Origin of the sequence: Mesorhizobium sp. WSM3626, assembly GCF_000513935.1 — a bacterium.
Classification (GTDB): Bacteria; Pseudomonadota; Alphaproteobacteria; order Rhizobiales; family Rhizobiaceae; genus Mesorhizobium; species Mesorhizobium salmacidum.
In genome coordinates, this window is the sequence record NZ_AZUY01000017.1 from 1 (window position 1) to 18,751 (window position 18,751).

Annotated in this window: 18 protein-coding genes; 13 read left to right on the top strand and 5 right to left on the bottom strand. The window is 61.9% G+C overall.

Annotated elements, in window-relative coordinates; translation table 11 throughout:
* Positions 1–17 precede the first annotated feature (17 nt).
* Entirely contained in the window at positions 18–1,166 is a 1,149-nt protein-coding gene (locus tag M653_RS0113945; RefSeq protein ID WP_027143901.1) for a porin, read from the top strand.
* A 755-nt stretch (positions 1,167–1,921) separates the two neighbouring features.
* On the opposite strand, the gene M653_RS0113950 is transcribed toward M653_RS0113945, so the two are convergent.
* Positions 1,922–3,589 (bottom strand): sulfotransferase, encoded by a 1,668-nt coding sequence (locus tag M653_RS0113950; RefSeq protein ID WP_027143902.1) that lies wholly within the window; start codon positions 3,587–3,589, stop codon positions 1,922–1,924.
* A gap of 117 nt (positions 3,590–3,706) precedes the next feature.
* Here M653_RS0113950 and M653_RS0113955 point away from each other — a divergent pair, with 117 nt between their 5' ends.
* Positions 3,707–4,819: a pyridoxal phosphate-dependent aminotransferase gene (locus M653_RS0113955; RefSeq protein WP_027143903.1), complete on the top strand. Its 1,113-nt coding sequence runs from the start codon at positions 3,707–3,709 to the stop codon at positions 4,817–4,819.
* On the opposite strand, the gene M653_RS1000000134410 is transcribed toward M653_RS0113955, so the two are convergent.
* Positions 4,816–5,340 (bottom strand): MarR family winged helix-turn-helix transcriptional regulator, encoded by a 525-nt coding sequence (locus M653_RS1000000134410; protein WP_245262135.1) that lies wholly within the window; start codon positions 5,338–5,340, stop codon positions 4,816–4,818. The two genes, M653_RS0113955 and M653_RS1000000134410, sit on opposite strands and share 4 nt — an antisense overlap.
* A 184-nt stretch (positions 5,341–5,524) precedes the next feature.
* Between M653_RS1000000134410 and M653_RS0113965 the strand changes: the two genes are divergently transcribed.
* From M653_RS0113965 to M653_RS0113990, 6 genes are all read left to right on the top strand, one after another.
* Positions 5,525–5,809 carry an acylphosphatase gene (locus M653_RS0113965; RefSeq protein ID WP_027143904.1) on the top strand — a complete coding sequence of 95 codons (285 nt, stop codon included), beginning with the start codon at positions 5,525–5,527 and terminating at the stop codon, positions 5,807–5,809.
* 64 nt (positions 5,810–5,873) lie between these two features.
* Positions 5,874–6,521, top strand: coding sequence for a TetR/AcrR family transcriptional regulator (locus tag M653_RS0113970; RefSeq protein WP_027143905.1), 648 nt, complete (start codon positions 5,874–5,876; stop codon positions 6,519–6,521).
* Positions 6,522–6,596: 75 nt separating this feature from the next.
* A complete protein-coding gene (locus M653_RS0113975) occupies positions 6,597–7,760 on the top strand; it encodes an isovaleryl-CoA dehydrogenase (protein WP_027143906.1) in 1,164 nt (387 codons plus the stop codon).
* A gap of 1 nt (position 7,761) precedes the next feature.
* A complete protein-coding gene (locus M653_RS0113980) occupies positions 7,762–9,369 on the top strand; it encodes a carboxyl transferase domain-containing protein (RefSeq protein WP_027143907.1) in 1,608 nt (535 codons plus the stop codon).
* A 2-nt stretch (positions 9,370–9,371) separates the two neighbouring features.
* Positions 9,372–9,902, top strand: a complete 531-nt coding sequence (locus M653_RS0113985) for an O-acetyl-ADP-ribose deacetylase (protein WP_027143908.1) — start codon at positions 9,372–9,374, stop codon at positions 9,900–9,902.
* 52 nt (positions 9,903–9,954) lie between these two features.
* Positions 9,955–11,937: an acetyl/propionyl/methylcrotonyl-CoA carboxylase subunit alpha gene (locus tag M653_RS0113990; RefSeq protein WP_027143909.1), complete on the top strand. Its 1,983-nt coding sequence runs from the start codon at positions 9,955–9,957 to the stop codon at positions 11,935–11,937.
* Between the two features lie 75 nt (positions 11,938–12,012).
* Here M653_RS0113990 and M653_RS0113995 read toward each other — a convergent pair whose 3' ends face one another.
* Positions 12,013–13,134, bottom strand: a complete 1,122-nt coding sequence (locus M653_RS0113995; RefSeq protein WP_027143910.1) for a branched-chain amino acid ABC transporter substrate-binding protein — start codon at positions 13,132–13,134, stop codon at positions 12,013–12,015.
* A 434-nt stretch (positions 13,135–13,568) separates the two neighbouring features.
* Positions 13,569–13,835 carry a sel1 repeat family protein gene (locus tag M653_RS0114000; RefSeq protein ID WP_010915070.1) on the bottom strand — a complete coding sequence of 89 codons (267 nt, stop codon included), beginning with the start codon at positions 13,833–13,835 and terminating at the stop codon, positions 13,569–13,571.
* Positions 13,836–14,272: 437 nt separating this feature from the next.
* Here M653_RS0114000 and M653_RS0114005 point away from each other — a divergent pair, with 437 nt between their 5' ends.
* From M653_RS0114005 to M653_RS0114025, 5 genes are all read left to right on the top strand, one after another.
* A complete protein-coding gene (locus M653_RS0114005) occupies positions 14,273–14,614 on the top strand; it encodes a DUF2147 domain-containing protein (RefSeq protein WP_027143911.1) in 342 nt (113 codons plus the stop codon).
* A gap of 210 nt (positions 14,615–14,824) precedes the next feature.
* The gene (locus M653_RS1000000137290) at positions 14,825–14,980 is read left to right on the top strand and encodes a hypothetical protein (RefSeq protein ID WP_181169782.1); all 156 of its coding nucleotides are present in this window, start codon (positions 14,825–14,827) and stop codon (positions 14,978–14,980) included.
* Positions 14,981–15,021: 41 nt separating this feature from the next.
* Entirely contained in the window at positions 15,022–15,216 is a 195-nt protein-coding gene (locus tag M653_RS0114015) for a hypothetical protein (protein WP_027143912.1), read from the top strand.
* A 118-nt stretch (positions 15,217–15,334) separates the two neighbouring features.
* The gene (locus M653_RS0114020) at positions 15,335–16,795 is read left to right on the top strand and encodes an AMP nucleosidase (RefSeq protein ID WP_245262136.1); all 1,461 of its coding nucleotides are present in this window, start codon (positions 15,335–15,337) and stop codon (positions 16,793–16,795) included.
* Between the two features lie 110 nt (positions 16,796–16,905).
* The gene (locus tag M653_RS0114025; protein WP_027143914.1) at positions 16,906–17,937 is read left to right on the top strand and encodes an endonuclease/exonuclease/phosphatase family protein; all 1,032 of its coding nucleotides are present in this window, start codon (positions 16,906–16,908) and stop codon (positions 17,935–17,937) included.
* A gap of 174 nt (positions 17,938–18,111) precedes the next feature.
* Here the strand turns inward: M653_RS0114025 and M653_RS0114030 are convergent, their stop codons facing one another.
* Complete coding sequence (locus M653_RS0114030; RefSeq protein ID WP_027143915.1) at positions 18,112–18,708, bottom strand: DUF922 domain-containing protein; 597 nt, start codon at positions 18,706–18,708, stop codon at positions 18,112–18,114.
* Positions 18,709–18,751 lie beyond the last annotated feature (43 nt).

Sequence of the window (18,751 nt, forward strand, 5' to 3'; positions counted from 1 at the left end):
TGACTGGAGGTCAGAAAATGAACATCAAGAGCCTTCTTCTCGGCTCCGCTGCGGCCCTGATCGCAGTTTCCGGTGCGCGCGCCGCCGACGCCGTCGTCGTCGCCGAGCCGGAACCCGCTGAATACGTCAAGATTTGCGACGTCTATGGCGCTGGCTACTTCTACATCCCCGGCACCGAAACCTGCCTGCGCATCGGCGGCTATGTCCGCTATGACATCGGCGTGGGCGACCATGGCACCAACGATGGCGTCAACAACGTTCCGGACCACATGGGTGACGGCAATCACGACACCTACTACAAGCAGGCTCGCTTCACGCTGAAGACCTGGACCGGCCAGGAAACCGAGCTCGGCACCTTGAAGACCTACACCGAGACCCGCTTTAATTTCGGCAACAACCCCGGCGACTATACCTACAACCCGAGCGGCAACTGGCAGGGCCACAACAAAGGCACCAGCCTCAACTTCGCCTGGATCCAGCTTGGTGGTCTCCGTGTCGGTAAGGACGAATCGGCTTTCGATACGTTCATCGGCTACGCCGGCAACGTCATCCAGGATACGATTGTCCCTTACGGCGGCTTCGACACCAACGTCGTCCAGTACTACTTCGACGCCGGCAACGGCTTCTCGGCCGTGGTCTCGCTCGAAGAAGGTTACGGCGCCTACTCGATCGACAGCTATGTCCCGCACGTCGTCGGCGGCGTGAAGTGGACGCAGGGCTGGGGCGCGATCACCGGCGTCATCGCCTATGACAGCAACTACGAAGAAGTCTCCGGCAAGGTTCGCCTGGACGTCAACGTCACCAACGAACTGTCGCTGTGGGTCATGGGCGGCTATGGGTCGGACGACAACATTGGCGACTCTCCGACGACCGGGTTCGCTGGTGGCCGCGCCATGTACAAGCAGTGGGGCGGCAACTGGGCAGTGTGGGGCGGTGGCACCTACAAGTTCAACGAGAAGACCTCGTTCAACGCCCAGGTTTCGTATGACGACTGGAAGAACCTCGGCATCGCGGCGAACATTGCCTATGACGTCGTTCCTGGCTTCACGGTCACGGCCGAAGTCGACTACCAGAACGTCGGCAGCGACGACCTTGCAAAGGGTTGGTTCGGCGCTGACAAGAAGAGCAACGTCGGCGGTATCCTCCGCTTCCAGCGCTCGTTCTAATAAGTTTCGACTTGTAGAAATAGAAACCCGGCGGGCAACCGCCGGGTTTTTCATGGGCTGGTCAAAACGCAGCCCGCGCCTAAGCCTGTTCTTTTTTGAAGGTTGCGAGGCCAGATGGGCCAACAAAGCCGATAGGCGCTGCTCTGACAGTTCTGTCTGCTCCAGGACTGCGTGTCTAACTCCACCATAGGCTGCGCAAGCTGGGTTGGGCCCAGCGCATGCAGAGCCGGATGGAAGACCAAGCCCCGGCCAGATCGCCCAGGCATCGATCAGCGGCTGGAGTGTGCAGCCAAAGTTCTTACAGCGACTGACGGACGACGTGGTTGTCGAACCTGCCAACCGCTGAACCTGTTCACCGAACCGCCCTTGTCAAAGAATCGCAGGCAGGGCGTCGCCCTATGGCACTCAGATGGTCGATCAAGCGGCGCGATTGGGCTTCCTGGACCATGCGGGCGGCAGTCAATTGTTCATCGCGTCTGGCCAGACTACAGCATGTCGCGGCGAACTGGATGCGCCGACCTGCTGTAAGCTTCTGATTTTAGGCGTTGTCCCGGAACCGGGTACACTTCCGGGCGACATGCATTAAGAGCGGTTCAGCGTTTGATAGAATTGCCGACCCGCTCCAACTCTCTGTTTCTAGGCGATTCCGGACGGAAAACCGTTCAGCAATTTTCCTGCGATTGCCAAAAATAAAGCCAGTCGGATCCACAAAATCCGGCCTTGTCGGTAGCTATCCGGCGCTGTGCTCCTGACTTTCAAATGTCCGCCAGATCGCCCAACCCCTCGATCAGGGGCTGGATCTCCGTCTCATAATTCTTCCAGCGCTTGACCGACGATTTGTAGATCGGTTGACGCACCTGCCAGCGGCTGGGCGTGTTAACCGAACCATCCCTGTCGAAAAAGCGCAGGCACGCGTCATCCCAAGGCAGCCCAAGATAGTCTATGAGCCGGCGTGACTGTGCTTCCTGATCGTCAACGAGCGTTTCGTACCGATTTTCAAAGATCAAGCCTGGAAAAATCTTGTTCCAATGCTGCATCAGCCGGTCATATTCGCGGTAGTACAGGCCAAGCGTCCTCAGATCGGTGTTGTAGCTGTGCCCCTCCCCGAATCTCAAGACAAAGCAAGAGACGCAATTGTCGATGGCGTCGCGACGGCAATGAATGATCCGCGCATTGGGGAAGAGAAGACCGATCAACCCGATCAGTTCAAAATTGTGTGGCATTTTATCCACGATCCGAGCTGCGTCAGGTGCTCGCTCGCTCAGATAAGCCAGGTGCTCTTGCGCCAATGTTGCCGACAGGTTTTTTGTGATCGACGCGATTGCCTGATTCAAGCTTCCGGCCGACGACTTTCTGAGTCCGATCGCATTCGCGACCCGCCGAAGCTTCATCAGTTCGCCCGCGCCATGAACACTTGGATGACTTGCGCAAATCTGTTCCGTAAGCGTCGTTCCCGAGCGAGGCATGCCGACCACGAACACAGGAACTTCGGAAGGATTGCCAAAGTCGCTCCTGGCAGCCAGCATCTCGGGCGTGAAAGTCTCGATCAGCGCGTCGACCCAGCGACGATATAGGTCGATATTGAAGTTGCGGCCCGAGGCCTGTTTCGACTTCTTGAAATGATCGAACGCCTCCTGATAGCGCTTAAGGTCGTTGAGCACCTTGCCTGCCGCCAGATGGAGCTTCTCCGCGCCATCGGCGTCAAGCTTCGAATTTCCAAGTTCGCCAAGGATGGATTTGAGTTCCTTTGGTTCTTCGGTGAACTTTTGCGTCTGCACAAGGTCGTGGTAAGCCGTCGGCACCGCGATGCGACGTTCGATTGCCTCATGGAGGTAAATGGCGGCTTCATCCATGCGTCCCACACTGGTGAGCGCGCGAGCCAATCCGACCCGCACCTTTGGATGATCCCTGTTGATTTTCAGTGCCTTCTCGTACAACGGCAAGGCCATTTCGGGTTTGTCAAAATCAAGATAAGCATCACCCAATTCGCCAAGTGCCTCGATAAGGTCTGGCTGCAATTCCAAAGCATGCTGTATATGTTTGATTGCTGGCGAATATTCGCTCACCTTCACATAAGCCGAGGCCAGGCCAAGATGGTAGTAAGGGTTGTTAGGCTCCTCGCCGACCGCGCGCGCGAAATATCGTAAGGCCGCCTCATCCTCGTAGCCCAGACAGATGGTCCCCAGGATATAAAGAGCGAGGGGGTGGTTTGGCGTGCGCGACAGGACTTGAAGGCACAGGTCCTGAGCCTCGTTGAGGCGTTTGGCTTGCTGAAGGGCATATGCCTGTTTCAGCAGCGCCTCGTCGGCCTGCGCACGTGAAAGCGAATTCGCCGTCTGCGGATTGGCTTGTGGCGATCTTGGCTTCGGCGCGGGGCCAGGCTTGACGTGTTTGGACCAGGCGGGCGGGAGACGATTGTTCATGGAGCCTCGCTATCAAAAAAGAGCGAAGGAATCCAGTGTCGCGGTGCGGACGTGGCGACCTTGCGCCAACCATCCGGTCACGCTAGCAAGAAGGCTCCTTCCAAGCGAGCTTTCGACATGCCAACGCGCCCTGCCCTCTCGCCGCTCATCGCCGCACTCCCGTCGACGGTGCCATTTGTCGGCCCCGAAGCGCAGGAACGTGAGCGCGGGCGCGCTTTCCGTGCCCGCATCGGTGCCAATGAAAGCAGCTTTGGCCCCTCGCCGCGCGTCATCGCCCGCATGGAGAGTGTCGCGCGCGACCAGTGGATGTATTGTGACCCGGACAATTACGATTTGAAAGTCGCGGCGGCCGCTCATCACAATGTGGCGGTCGAGAACGTCGTTGTCGGCGAAGGCATCGACGGCCTGCTCAGCCTGGTGGCGCGCATGTATGTGGCGCCTGGCGATGCCGTGGTCACCTCGCTCGGTGCCTATCCGACCTTCAACTTCCACATTGCCGGTGTCGGCGGCCGGCTGGTGACCGTCCCTTACGAGAACGATCGCGAAAGCCTGGACGGTCTGCTTGCGGCGGTCATCAGGGAGAAAGCGCCGCTGGTCTATCTGTCCAACCCGGACAATCCGATGGGCAGCTGGTGGGAAGCGGACGAGGTCACCGGCTTCATACAAGCCTTGCCGGAAACCACCATGCTGGTGCTCGACGAGGCCTATGGCGAACTGGGACCGGCCTCGGCCCTGCCGCCGATCGACATCTCGCGGCCAAACGTCATCCGCATGCGAACCTTTTCGAAGGCCTACGGACTTGCCGGCATACGGTGCGGCTATGCGTTGGCCGAGACGCAAGTGATCAGCGACTTCGAGAAGATCCGCAACCACTACGGCGTCAGCCGCATGGCGCAGATCGCCGGCGTCGAGGCGCTCGCCGATCAGGCCTATCTCGAGACGGTGGTGGCCCGGGTGGCCGCCGGACGGCGGCGCATCGCTGATATTGCCGAACAGAATGGGTTGAAGCCGCTCACCTCGGCGACCAATTTCGTCACCATCGATTGCGGCCATGACGGCGCTTTCGCTCTGAAAGTGCTGCAGGGATTGTTGTCGCGCGACGTCTTCATCCGCAAGCCGATGGCGCCAGGGCTCGACCGCTGCATCCGCGTCAGTGTCGGTCTCGACCACGAACTGGATATCTTCGCCGAGGAATTGCCCGGCGCATTGGCAGCGGTGCGCGGAAACTAGGGCGCTTCACGGCGCTCGGGAGGCATTGCTGCGCCGAGCAGATGCCTGACACGCGTCAGCACATCAGACAACTCCGCGGCTTCCCTGTCATTCAGCCCCGCGGTCAGGCGGGCAAGATCACGATCCGTGGCCGCATGAAGGGCTGCAAGCGCGGTCTGGCCGCGCGCGGTGAGCGATAGGACGCGCGGCCGCAGGGGCGCGGGACCGGTGCACATTTCAGTCAGGCCGACGGCAGAGAATTTGCGAAGGATTCTCGCGACATAGGCAGGATCCACCTGGAGGTCCCGGGCGACCGCGGAGGCCACCGGTTCGACATCGAGCCGAAACGCTCGCGCCAGAAAACCTGTCTTGCCGTCGGGATTGGTGGCGCTATGGCGAGGGCGGTGGCCGAGCTCGAACAGCACCCGCGCCTCGGTCAGGGTATAGGCGCTGTGCATCAACGTCTCGGCGAGCAACCCGATCAGGCCGGTATAGAACCGGTGAAGTGGCGGATATCGCGGACCAAGCCATTCCGATCGCACATGCCAGCTGCCTCCCGTTAAATTACCAGGCCACAGAGATGATCGCTATCAAATTGACTTAGTCAACTATTTACTAGATCTAGTCATCCATTTTCCGCAAAGAATCCAGGTTCTCGACTGGATAGACCTCAAGCCAGTTGCCTTCGTTCGGCGCTGCGCCAGACTCTATGCAAGGGAGCGAGCCATGAGTGACCGGAAAAGGGCAGTGCAGGCGCGCGTATATGGGAAGGTCCAAGGCGTCGGCTACAGGATCTGGGCGCGAGGCGAAGCGACAAGGCTCGAGCTGCTGGGCTGGGTGCGCAACGAAAGAGACGGCTCGGTTACGGCATGGCTTACCGGCGCCGACACGGCTGTCGCGGCCATGATCGAACGGCTTCGGCAAGGCCCGCCCGGCGCCGCGGTCTCACGGATCGATCTGGACGAGTTGGAGACCTGGACCCCGCCTGGAGATTTCAGCATCATGACGTAGACGGATTTCTCCGCCCTTGAATTAATTGAACGTTCGTTTTATTATTGCCGTCAACGAGGCGATGGTGGCACGCACCACAGGATCAGACGGCGAGCGAACCGAAGCGGCAGTCCGCGAGGCGGCGGTCAACCTGATTGCGCGCTGTGGCTATGAGGCAATGTCGATGCGCCAATTGGCCGCCGAGGTCGGCGTGCAGGCAGCCGCGCTCTACCGCTATTTCCCGACCAAGGAAGACCTGCTGTTCACGCTGATGCGCGACCATATGCAAGGGCTTCGCGAAGCGTGGGAGCACTCCAGGCCGGCCGGCGCGGATCCGGCGCGGCAGCTTGCCGCCTACGTGCGCAACCACATCGCCTTTCATATCGGGCGCCGCCACGCCACGCATGTGTCGAACATGGAATTGCGCAGCCTGTCGCCCGACAGACTGACACAGATCCTGCGCATGCGCACGGCCTACGAAAAGGAACTGCGTTCGATCCTGCGCGATGGCGCAGAGGCTGGTATTTTCAGCATCGAGGATACCGGCCTGACAGCCATGGCGCTGATCCAGATGATGACCGGCGTCATTGTCTGGTTCCGGCCCGGCGAGCGATTGTCCATCGCCGAGGTCACCGAGACATACCTTTCGATGACAATGCGCCTGGTCGGCGCGAGGATGGCTACCGATACTACAGCGCCGCGCGTCCCTTCGGATGCGCAAAGTATGCTGTAGCACTTTAATTTCGCGCATGATCCTTGCCGAAAGTCGAAGTCGATTTTCGGGGGGGCATGCGGCAGGAGGAACGGCATGTACACGAACACGCTCAGCTTCGGACATGACGAGGACGTCGAGGCCCTGCGCGACCTTGTCCGGCGCTTCGCGCAGGACAGGATCGCGCCGATCGCCGCCGACATCGACCGGGAGAACGAATTCCCGGCGCATCTGTGGCGAGAACTCGGCGCGCTCGGCCTGCTCGGCATAACCGCCGATCCCGATTTCGGCGGCAGCGGCATGGGCTATCTCGCCCATGTGATCGCGGTCGAGGAAATTTCGCGGGCCTCGGCATCGGTCGGCCTCTCCTATGGCGCCCACTCCAATCTCTGCGTCAACCAGATCAACCGCTGGGCAACGCCGGCACAGAAGGAAAAATACCTCCCGCCGCTGTGTTCGGGCGAGCACGTCGGCGCGCTCGCCATGTCGGAGCCCGGCGCCGGCTCCGACGTGGTGTCGCTCAAATTGCGCGCCGAAAAGCGCAATGACCGCTATGTGCTCAACGGCACCAAGATGTGGATCACCAACGGCCCGGACGCCGAAACGCTGGTTGTCTACACCAAGACCGACCCGGAAAGGGAATCGCGCGGCATCACCGCCTTCATCGTCGAAAAGGCGATGCCGGGATTTTCGGTGGCGCAGAAACTCGACAAGCTCGGCATGCGGGGATCCAACACCGGCGAACTGGTTTTCTCGGATGTCGAGGTGCCGTTCGACAATGTGCTGCACGAGGAAGGACGCGGCGTCGAGGTGCTGATGTCTGGCCTCGACTATGAACGCACCGTGCTTGCCGGCGGCCCGATCGGCTTGATGGCGGCGTGCCTCGACGTGGCGATCCCCTATGTTCACGAGCGCAAGCAGTTCGGGCAGCCGATTGGGGAATTCCAACTGGTACAAGGCAAGCTTGCCGACATGTATACGGCGCTGAATGCCGCGCGCGCCTACGTCTACGCCGTCGCCGCCGCTTGCGACCGCGGCCAGACCACCCGCAAGGATGCCGCCGGCTGCGTGCTGTTTGCCGCCGAGAGAGCGACGCAGATGGCGCTCGACGCCATCCAACTGCTTGGTGGCAACGGCTATATCAACGACTATCCGACCGGCCGGCTTTTGCGCGACGCCAAGCTGTACGAGATCGGCGCCGGCACCAGCGAAATCCGCCGCTGGCTGATCGGCCGCGAGATCATGGCGGAGGGGGTGTAGCGTGGCTGTCCTCCAGACCCAGATTTCGCCCTCCTCCGAAACCTTCCGCGCCAATGCCGAGCGCATGCGGGCGCTGGTTGCCGACATCGCTGAAAAGGCCGCGGCCGTCGAGCGCGGCGGCTCGGACGAGGCGCGCGAGCGCCATATCGGTCGTGGCAAGCTGCTGCCGCGCGAACGCCTGGCGCAATTGCTCGACACCGGCTCGCCCTTCCTCGAGATCGGCCAGTTCGCGGCGTGGTCCATGTATGGCGAGGAGATTTCGTCGGCCGGCCTGATCGCCGGCATCGGCCGTGTCGAGGGCACAGAGGTGATGGTCGTCGTCAACGACGCCACGGTGAAGGGGGGCACCTATTATCCGCTGACGGTGAAAAAGCATCTGCGCGCGCAGGAGATCGCGCTGCAGAACAACCTGCCTTGCGTCTATCTGGTCGACAGCGGCGGCGCCAATCTGCCCAACCAGGACGAAGTCTTTCCCGACCGCGAGCATTTCGGCCGCATCTTTTACAACCAGGCCAACATGTCGGCTGCCGGCATCCCGCAGATCGCCTGCGTCATGGGTTCCTGCACGGCTGGCGGCGCCTATGTGCCGGCGATGTCGGATGAGACGATCATGGTGCACAACCAGGCGACCATCTTCCTCGGCGGACCGCCGCTGGTGAAGGCGGCCACCGGCGAGGACGTCAGCGCCGAAGAGTTGGGCGGCGCGGATGTTCACACCAGGCTTTCCGGTGTCGCCGATCACTACGCGCTGGACGACGAACACGCGCTCGCCATTTGCCGGCGCATCATCAAGAACCTGAATCGGAACAAGGCTGTAAGCCTGAACTTACAGAAAGCTCATCCGCCGCTTCATCCGGCAGATGAGCTCTACGGCATCGTCCCGACCGATCTGCGCCAACCCTATGACGCGCGCGAAGTGATCGCGCGCGTTGTCGACGGCTCCGAATTCGATGAGTTCAAGCAGAACTACGGCACGACGCTGATCACCGGCTTTGCCCATCTCCACGGCATGCCGGTCGGCATCATCGCCAACAATGGCGTGCTGTTTTCCGAGAGCGCGCTGAAAGGCGCGCACTTCATCGAATTGTGCTGCCAGCGCAAGATCCCGCTGGTCTTCCTGCAGAACATCACCGGCTTCATGGTCGGCAGGAAATACGAGGCCGGCGGCATCGCCAAGGACGGCGCCAAGCTGGTGATGGCGGTGGCGACAGCCAGGGTGCCCAAGGTGACCGTCATCATCGGCGGTTCGTTCGGGGCCGGCAATTACGGCATGTGCGGCCGCGCCTACTCACCTCGCTTCCTGTGGATGTGGCCCAACGCCCGCATCTCGGTGATGGGCGGCGAGCAGGCGGCAACCGTACTCGCCATGGTCAAGCGCGAGGGCATCGAGCGCAAGGGCGGGGAATGGAGCGCCGAGGAGGAGGCGAAATTCAAGAAGCCGATCCTGATGAAATACGAGCATGAAGGCCATCCGCTCTATTCCTCGGCAAGGCTCTGGGATGACGGCATCATCGATCCGGCCAGGACACGCGAGGTGCTGGCGCTCAGCCTGTCGGCCGCGCTCAACGCCGAGATCGAGGAGACACGCTTCGGCGTGTTCAGGATGTGATGATGAGCGCCATGGGCGACCGGATCAGCGTTCACACCGGCGACATCACCAAGCTGGCGGTCGATGCCATCGTTAATGCTGCCAACTCCTCGCTGCTCGGTGGCGGCGGGGTCGACGGAGCCATTCACCGCGCCGCTGGGCCGGAGCTCGAATTCGAATGTCGCATGCTCAATGGCTGCAAGACCGGCGATGCCAAGATCACCAAGGGTTATAAACTGCCGGCTCGACACATCATCCATACTGTCGGGCCCGTCTGGCAGGGCGGCGGCAAGGGCGAAGCCGAATTGCTGGCCTCCTGTTACCGGCGTTCGCTTGAACTAGCAGTCGCCAATGACTGCCGCTCGGTGGCATTCCCGGCCATTTCGACCGGTGTGTACCACTATCCGAAAGATGAAGCGACCAATGTCGCCGCTACTGAGGTCAATGACTTCATCAAGCAGAACGCACTTCCCGAAACTGTCGTTTTCTGCTGCTTCGACGAAGCCATGGCGGAATTATACCGACGTATTCTTGCAACATTGGGTGAAGAATGAATTTCAGGTGCCTGCCGGAATGGCGCCGCCCGACCCTAATCCGGGAGGCTCCATGTTCACGAAAATCCTGATCGCCAATCGGGGCGAGATCGCTTGCCGTGTCATCCGCACAGCGCGCAAGCTCGGCGTGCACACCGTCGCAGTCTATTCGGATGCCGATGCGAGATCCCTGCATGTCGAGATGGCCGACGAGGCGGTCCATATCGGCCCCTCGCCCGTCGGCGAGAGTTATCTGCGCGGTGACAGGATCGTTGCGGCGGCTCTTGCAACGGGCGCGCAGGCCATCCATCCCGGTTACGGATTCCTGTCGGAAAACCCCGATTTCGTCGACCAGGTGGTGACTGCCGGCCTCATTTTCATCGGCCCGTCGGCGGCCTCGATCCGCGCCATGGGGCTGAAGGACGCCGCCAAGCGGCTGATGGAGAAGGCCGGCGTTCCGGTCGTTCCGGGTTATCATGGCGAGGCGCAGGAAATCGTGCTGCTGGCCTCAAAGGCCCGCGAGATCGGCTATCCCGTGCTGATCAAGGCGCGTGCCGGCGGCGGCGGCAAGGGTATGCGGCGCGTCGAGCATCCCGATGACTTTTCCGAGGCGCTGTCCAGCGCCCGGCGCGAGGCCAAGGCCGCCTTCGGCGACGACCGTGTGCTGGTCGAAAAATATGTCGACAAGCCACGGCATATCGAAGTGCAGGTGTTCGGCGACAATTTCGGCGACGCGGTGCATCTCTACGAACGCGACTGCTCGGCGCAACGCCGCCACCAGAAGGTGATCGAGGAGGCCCCCGCCCCCGGCATGACGCCGGCTTTGCGCAAGGCGATGACGGAAGCGGCGGTGAAGGCGGCCAAGGCAATCAACTATTCCGGCGCCGGCACCATCGAGTTCATCGTCGACGCCTCGCAAGGCCTCAAGGCCGACCGCTTCTGGTTCATGGAAATGAACACCCGCCTGCAGGTCGAGCATCCAGTCACCGAGATGGTCACCGGCACCGATCTGGTCGAGTGGCAGTTGCGGGTCGCCAGCGGCGAAAAACTGCCGAAGACACAAAGCGAGATCGCGCTTTCCGGTCATGCTTTCGAGGCGCGCCTCTATGCCGAGGACGCGGCCAAGGGCTTTCTGCCGGCGACGGGCACGCTGCACCACCTGAAATTCCCGGGCGTTGCCCCAGAAGGAGCCGCGATGCGCATTGAAACCGGCGTGCGGGCTGGCGATGCCATCTCGCCCTATTACGACCCCATGATCGCGAAGCTGGTCGTCCATGCCGGGGACAGACAGGCGGCGCTGGAAGCGCTCCGCACAGCGCTCGCGCAAACCGAGATTGCCGGCTCCACCGTCAACACCGCTTTTCTTGCCGCTCTTGCGGCCGATCCGGATTTTGCAGCCGGCGACGTCGATACCGGCCTGATCGGCCGACACCAGGAAGCGCTGACGGCGGTCGCGCCGCCGACCGGCGAAATCATCTCGGCCGCCGTCCTGGCGGCCTCGGGTGCCGGAGCATTGCCGTCGTCGGACGACCCGTGGTCGTCGCTTGCCGGCTATGCGCATTTCCACGGCGTGGTGCGGCGCATGCGGCTGAAGTTCGGCGACGAGCAAATTCAGGGAAAGGTTTCAATGCGGCCGGACGGACGCTTTCAGGTGGCGCTCGATGCGCCTTACGACAGCACCAATTCGCATGATCTTCGCGCCGTTCCCCGCCTCGCCCGCTGGCCCGGCCACATCACGGTGTTCGAAGGCGCTGCCGGATATGCTTTCACCGTGCCGGATCCCCTGGCCAGGAGCGATGAAGCAGCTGCCGCCTCCGGCAGCCTGCGCGCGCCGATGCCGGGTCTCGTCAAGCTTGTGCGCGTGGCGAAAGGCGACGCTGTGATCAAGGGGCAAATTCTGCTGATCCTCGAAGCGATGAAGATGGAGCACACCATCGCCGCCCCGCATGATGGCGTGATCGCCGAGATCGCCGGGGAAGGGGCGCAGGTCACTGACGGGACGGTGCTGGTGCGGTTCGTCGAGGAACAGAGCGCGTCGAACTCAGCCACCCGCTGATAGCCGGAGCGCATCGCGGGCCGCAAACAGAAATGGCCGGGACGAACCCGGCCATTTCCTGGGCTATCAGAGCGACTACTGCGCGATCGGCGCGTACTTGCCGTCGTGCCACTGGTTGATGTCGTAGCTGGCATTCTTGAGGTCGCCCTTCTCGTCGAAGGTGACGTCGCCGACAACGGTGCTGATCGGCGTGCCGTTCTTCAACGCTTCGGCAACCTTGGCCGGATCGTCGCCGCCGGCACGCTTGATGCCTTCGGCGAAAGCCTGGACCACGGCGTAGGAGAACAGCGTGAAGCCTTCCGGCACGAAGCCGCCCGCCTTAATCTTCTCGACGGCCGCCTTGGCTTCCGGCTTTGCCTGCGGATCCGACGGGAACACGAACATGGTGCCCTCGCCGGCCGGGCCGGCAACCTGCCAGAACTCCGGCGAGGCGATCGAATCCGGCATGATCAGCTGGAACTTCAGGTTCTGCTCCGCCGACTGACGCAGGATCAGGCCGGCCTCAGGATGGTAGCCGCCGAAATAGACGACATCGGCCTTGAGATCCTTCAGCTTGGTGACTAGCGCCGAATAGTCCTTCTCGCCGGGGTTGATGGCGTCATAGTAGACTTCCTTGAGGCCACCAGTATTCATGGTTGCCCTGACGGCGTCAGCCACGCCCTGACCGTAGGCGCTCTTGTCGTGCAGGATGACGACTTTCTTGCCGGCATACTTCTTGGCGATCCAGGGGCCGATGAAGGCGCCCTGCGCGTCGTCACGCGTATAGAGACGCATGATGGTCGGCCAGCCGGCCTTGGCCGCGGCATCGGTCAGCACCGGGTTCGAGGACGCCGGGCTCATCATCAGCGCACCGGCTTCGGCGTAGACCGCCGAGGCCGGGATGCTCGACCCCGAGCAGGCATGACCGTCGATGAACTTGACGCCGTTGGCAACGATGCGGTTGGCGACCGACACGGCCTGCTTTGGATCGCACTGGTCGTCCTCGATATCGAGCTTGATCATCGAGCCGTTGACGCCGCCCGCGGCGTTGATGGCATCGGCGGCGGCCTGTGCGCCCTGCTTGAACTGGTCGCCGATGGTCGCGAGCTGTCCGGTCATCGGGCCGACCACCGAGACGGTGATGTCGTCGGCGAATGCGACCGGCGCGCTCATCATTAGGCCGAAAATGGCCGCGCTCAAAATGCTCATTTTTTTCATGACAATAGAACTCCTCCACTCACGCGCGGCCGCCCCGGCCGCGCTTCTTCCAGAGAGGCGGGACAATTTCATCCTTCATCGGACCTGTCTAGGCGCATTGGCGCCACTCGATTGGGCCTGCCTGGCCTCATCCAAGCAAAAAAGCCACGCCAGCCTTGTTCCGGCTGGTCGTGGCTTTTTTTGCCTGTCAGGCCGTTTCCCCGGCGCCCCCGCGCTGTGAACCCAACCCACCTTCCCTGTCTTCCTGTTGGCCATGATCTTGCCGAAGCCCCGATTCCACTTTTCGGGATCATGGTCCGTCGCGCGACTTGGACCTGTCGGCCTGCCGCATCCTTTTTGTTGTTGGCCTGTGGCCTGGCTGTCTGCGCAGCCTATCCCTGTTGGCCCGACCGTCTTTCAGCGGTCTTGGCCGGAGCGTTCCCGTCTGGCGGAACTCAGTGCATAGTCATCCATTCGCGGGCTTCGCGCAGCGCCTTGGCGATCTCGACCTTCGACATGGCCGCCGAGAGTTCCGAGCGCAGCTCGGCGGCGCGGGCCGAACCCTTGATGGCGGCGATGTTGAACCATTTGTGGGCGGCAACGACGTCGGTCTCGCAATCGCGGCCGGTCGCATACATCATGCCCAGTTCGAAAAGAATGTCGGCCTGGGCAGTTGCCCCCATGGCGCCGAAGCCTGCTTCAAGCATTTCAAAACGTGCCATTTTAGTCCCCTGTCTGGCTCCCGAGAGCTGCCTCCGTTGTCTTGTCCGGGCCGCTCTTTCGATGCTTTCGAGAATGCCGCGCAGGCTTGAATCCGTCGTTAAATGGCGTGCTTAATTTGAGGAAAACAAAGCTAAAACAAGAGGTAAACACAGAAATTCGTTAAGGATACGGAGCCAGCAATTCGGCTGGTTTTCGCCAAATTTGACGAAAATTTTCACGGCCACAATCAACACTCCGCTAACCACGGGAAACAAACGCGACGAGCCGATCGTTCTCATTTCCGCGCCGACAGAGCGAATTCAGGCGCTTTCAAAATGCCAAAGTCTTCCGTGGCGGCACCGCTTTTGTTTTGACGGAAGCTGGATTAGCTTACGTTTGCGTAAGCGGCAGACCGGCGAGGCGGAGCATCCGGCCGGCTATCCAAAGGGAGGAAGACATGTTTCGAAAAGTGAGCCTGGCCCTGGCGGCCACTTTGATCCTGAGCGGCGCGGCGTGGGCGGATCCGATAGAGGGCAACTGGAAAACGCAGGCAGGCGACACGGCGGCCATTTCAGGCGGCGGTTCATTTTCCATCACGCTCAAGTCCGGCAAATATGCCGGCAAGACCATCGGCTCGCTCAAGGCGGCCGGCGACAACAAATATACCGGCAACATCACCGACCCGGCAAACGACAAGACCTATTCGGGCAAGGCGACATTGTCGGGCGCCTCGCTCAAGATGAGCGGCTGCGTGCTCGGCGGACTGATCTGCAAGAGCCAGACCTGGCATAAGCTCTGATCGACCATTTCCCAGTGATCTCAAAACGGGGCCCGGCGGGCCCCGTTTTCGTTTTACCGATGCGCTGACTGTGGCACCCGATCGCCGTCCGGGGCCGGTGACCCAGCCAACGTCGCGTCAATCAATTTGAACCGCAGATGAACGCCGGCATCAGAGCCGGTTCAGCGGCGTCAGGGCATTCTCATGCGTGTTGAAGGAGACACGGACCCAATGCTTGCTCGCCGTTTCACCATCGTCTGCCTGCTGATGAGCCTGTTTGGGATGTTCTTCGCCATCCTCGTCGCTGAAGCGGGCCGTTCCCCCCGCTCCTGGGACGAAGCCACCAGGCTCTGCCATCTCGCCTGCCCGACCAACCTTCGCCACTGAAACCAAATAGCCCGGACCTCGAAAAGAAAAGCACAGACATCATGAACCGCATCGCCGCCAACACTCTCAAGACCCTCCGGCTCCTGCCGCGGGCGGCGCTTATCCTGATCGTTCTGGCCGCCCCGGTCCTGGCGGTGCCGATGATGCGCGCCGATGCCGGCTCGACGATCGAGGCACCGGCGCTCAGAAAGTCTGGCGTCGGGTTCGTTCTGCTGGTCAGCCTGCAGCGGGGTTGAAGAAAAAAGGGGCGCTTTGGGCGCCTTCGGCGGCGACACCCCTCCCAACCGGCCGCCCAAGTCTCTATATTGGGCCATGGAAAAGCGAATCTATCCCCAAGCCATCGAATCTGTCGTCATGCCCGAGCCTTTTGGCCGGCAGAGCTTCGACAACGCCGAAAAGGCCGTTGCCGCGCTGCAGGTGCTCTACGACCGCAACACCAAGTTCCTGCGCGATTCCTTCGCGGCCCTTGCCGCCGGCGGCGACAGCAGCAAGCGCTACCGGGCCTTCTACCCCGAGATTGGCGTCACCACGAGTTCGTTCACCCAGGTCGACTCTCGCCAGGCCTATGGCCACATGCCGACGCCCGGTCATTTCGCTACCACGGTTACCCAGCCGGACCTGTTCGAGACCTACCTCATCGAGCAGCTTCGGCTGATCATGCGCAATCACGGCGTGTCGGTGACCGTCTCGGAATCGACCACGCCGATCCCGCTGCATTTCGCTTTCCTGGAAGGCACCTATGTCGACGGCGCTGATGCCGAACGTATCAAGCGGCCGATCCGCGACCTGTTCGACGTGCCGGATCTCGACGGCACCGACGATCAGATCGCCAACGGTACGTTCGAGGTCGCCTTCGGCGAGCCCCGGCCGCTGGCGCCGTTCACGGCGCAGCGCATCGACTATTCACTGCACCGCATGACGCACTACACCGCAACCAGCCCGCAGCATTTCCAGAATTTCGTGCTGTTCACCAACTATCAGTTCTATATCGACGAGTTCGTCGCCCGCGCCCGCGCCCTGATGGAAAACGGTGGTGAAGGCTACACGGAATTTGTCGAACCTGGCAACGTCATCACCCGGTCCGGGCAGAGCGCTCCCAGTGAAGGCGTAGCGCCACAGCGCCTGCCGCAGATGCCGGCCTACCATCTGAAGAAGCCGAACCATGGTGGCATCACCATGGTCAATATCGGCGTGGGTCCTTCCAACGCCAAGACCATCACCGACCATATCGCGGTGCTTCGGCCACATGCCTGGGTGATGCTTGGTCACTGCGCCGGGCTGCGCAACACCCAGGCGCTGGGCGATTATGTGCTCGCGCATGCCTATGTGCGCGAAGACCACGTGCTGGACGACGATCTGCCGGTGTGGGTGCCGATCCCGCCGTTGGCCGAGATCCAGGTTGCGCTACAGGAAGCAGTAGCCGAGGTTACCGGCCTGTCGGGCTATGATCTGAAGCGCATCATGCGCACTGGCACCGTCGCCACCATCGACAACCGCAACTGGGAACTGCGCGACCAGCGCGGACCCGTGCAGCGCCTGTCGCAGTCGCGCGCTATCGCCCTCGATATGGAATCGGCGACGATCGCCGCCAATGGCTTCCGCTTCCGCGTCCCCTACGGCACGCTGCTGTGCGTTTCCGACAAGCCGCTGCATGGCGAGTTGAAATTGCCTGGTATGGCGACAGAGTTCTACAAGCGTCAGGTGGCGCAACACCTGACCATCGGCATCAGGGCGATGGAAAAGCTGGCCGAGATGCCGATGGAGCGGCTGCATTCGCGCAAGCTCCGGAGCTTTTCGGAGACAGCATTCCAGTAGGCGGTCGCTTGAAGGCTCGGCGAGGCAATTCGTCGTCTTGCTCGGCCGCAATTTGGCCGATAAGCAATCGAACGGATCGTCAGGCGGCATTCGGCAGACACGACCCAATGATGACAGGCGCGCGCTTGAACATGATGGCTGGGCTGGCATTCCTGGCAATGACGGCATTGTCGGCCGCTTTGTTGGCCGGGTTTTTCGGCGCGTTGCATCCCGCTTTCGATTCCTTTTCGCATTTTCGCATTCACCTCAGCGTGCTGATGGTGCTTTTGGCGCTGCCACTGCTTGCGAGTTCCTACCGGCTGCAGGCGGCCGCGGCACTGCTCTTCGCCGTCGCCTGCCTGGCCACGACGGCAAGCGCATTGCCAAGGCTGTGGCCGCAGCCGGCGGTTGCCAAGCCCGCCGACCAGATCGTCTACAGCCTGCTGCAGATGAACCTTCGCTTCAACAATCCAACGCCGAAGAAAGTGCTCTCACTGATCGGCCGCACCAATCCGGACGTGATCACGCTCGACGAGGTGTCGGCGATGTGGACGACCGAGCTTGGCTACATCGCCAGCGCCTATCCCTACCGGATCCTCTGCCCTTACCCGAACCGCATGTTCGGCGTGGCGCTGCTGTCGCGCCGGCCGTTTGTCGCCGACACCGCGCCGCGTTGCGAGCCGCGCGGCGCGATGGCGACCGCCACTATCGACTTTGGCGGGAGCGATGTCGATGTCGCCGCGATCCATTTGACATGGCCCTGGCCGAAGGAGCAATACTGGCAGATCGGCGAACTGGCGCAGCCACTGGCCGCGCTCGGCGAGACAGCGATCCTGGCCGGGGATTGCAACGCCGTGCCTTGGAGTGCCGCGGTGCGGCGGGTCGCGGCTCTCGGCGGGCTGATACTCATGCCTTCAGCCGGCCCGACCTGGATTCACCGGACACTGCCCGATTTCCTGCGCCGCTATGCAGGCCTGCCGATCGACCAGGTGTTCAGCAAGGGCGGGCTGACCATTCTGTCTTCGACGCGGCTGGAGGATACCGGCTCCGACCATCTGCCGGTGCTGGTCGAGTTCTCCGTCCGCACGGGCGACAAGCAACCCCATGACGAGCACGAGAGCGCGCTCGCGGCACACGATCTCCAAGACAAACCGCGCGGCTGATGCTTCGCCGTCCCAAGACGGGGCACCATCGCGAATGCGCAAGCGCGGTTCAGTGTTTGTTAGAATCACCGAACCGCTCTAACCCTTTATTTCGACGCACTTCCCAAGGGAAAGCGCTGCGCGCTTTGCCCGGGAAAACCGCCACGCACTTTGCTCTAGACGCCAACGACGCCTTCAAGGTTTGGTCAGCGCGTCGACCAGGTGCTCGACGCGGCCGCCATCACGATGCTCGCGGGCATCGAACGCATTCTGCCTGGCTTCGTATTCGGCATAGATGGCGTTAATGCGCCGCCTTGCTTCGATGTGCGTGCCCATGCAGAACCAGTTGTCGGGGCGCTTCAGCCCGACAAGCGCGGTCTCGGTGGCCCGCATCATCCGCGCCGCAATGCGGCCGTGCGTATGCTCATGCTTGCGGACGCCGGCCATGAAACGGTCCCAGCGCTCGCGCAGTCTTGTATCTGTTGGCGAGAGCCGCCGTGGGAAGGTGTAGGTTACGTCGAGCGTCCCGTTGGCCTGACGCAGGCGACAGGTCCCATCCTGACGGGCGATATCGAGATCCCAGTGCGTGGTGTAGCCGGTTTCGGCGATGGCGCGCGCCATATAGCCGTGCTTGGGTCCCAATCGGTCCATCGCCACGACAAGAGCGGCGCCGGTCCTGCCGGCAACGTCATAGCTGCGGATATGCACGGTGAGCTTTGTGTCGGCCGAAGCAGCCGATGCGCAGACCAGCATGCCGGCCGCGGCGATCATAGTCAGGGTCCTCGAGCGCATGTCCGCCTCCTCTCCGGAAGCCATGAGACCATACTCCGGGCGG

Bases quoted from the DNA above. Each gene is read 5' to 3' on its own strand.
- M653_RS0113945 (WP_027143901.1), top strand. From the start codon at position 18: ATGAACATCAAGAGCCTTCTTCTCGGCTCCGCTGCGGCCCTGATCGCA.
- M653_RS0113950 (WP_027143902.1), bottom strand. From the start codon at position 3,589: ATGAACAATCGTCTCCCGCCCGCCTGGTCCAAACACGTCAAGCCTGGC.
- M653_RS0113955 (WP_027143903.1), top strand. From the start codon at position 3,707: ATGCCAACGCGCCCTGCCCTCTCGCCGCTCATCGCCGCACTCCCGTCG.
- M653_RS0113965 (WP_027143904.1), top strand. From the start codon at position 5,525: ATGAGTGACCGGAAAAGGGCAGTGCAGGCGCGCGTATATGGGAAGGTC.
- M653_RS0113975 (WP_027143906.1), top strand. From the start codon at position 6,597: ATGTACACGAACACGCTCAGCTTCGGACATGACGAGGACGTCGAGGCC.
- M653_RS0113985 (WP_027143908.1), top strand. From the start codon at position 9,372: ATGAGCGCCATGGGCGACCGGATCAGCGTTCACACCGGCGACATCACC.
- M653_RS0113990 (WP_027143909.1), top strand. From the start codon at position 9,955: ATGTTCACGAAAATCCTGATCGCCAATCGGGGCGAGATCGCTTGCCGT.
- M653_RS0113995 (WP_027143910.1), bottom strand. From the start codon at position 13,134: ATGAAAAAAATGAGCATTTTGAGCGCGGCCATTTTCGGCCTAATGATG.
- M653_RS0114000 (WP_010915070.1), bottom strand. From the start codon at position 13,835: ATGGCACGTTTTGAAATGCTTGAAGCAGGCTTCGGCGCCATGGGGGCA.
- M653_RS0114005 (WP_027143911.1), top strand. From the start codon at position 14,273: ATGTTTCGAAAAGTGAGCCTGGCCCTGGCGGCCACTTTGATCCTGAGC.
- M653_RS1000000137290 (WP_181169782.1), top strand. From the start codon at position 14,825: ATGCTTGCTCGCCGTTTCACCATCGTCTGCCTGCTGATGAGCCTGTTT.
- M653_RS0114015 (WP_027143912.1), top strand. From the start codon at position 15,022: ATGAACCGCATCGCCGCCAACACTCTCAAGACCCTCCGGCTCCTGCCG.
- M653_RS0114020 (WP_245262136.1), top strand. From the start codon at position 15,335: ATGCCCGAGCCTTTTGGCCGGCAGAGCTTCGACAACGCCGAAAAGGCC.
- M653_RS0114025 (WP_027143914.1), top strand. From the start codon at position 16,906: ATGACAGGCGCGCGCTTGAACATGATGGCTGGGCTGGCATTCCTGGCA.
- M653_RS0114030 (WP_027143915.1), bottom strand. From the start codon at position 18,708: ATGCGCTCGAGGACCCTGACTATGATCGCCGCGGCCGGCATGCTGGTC.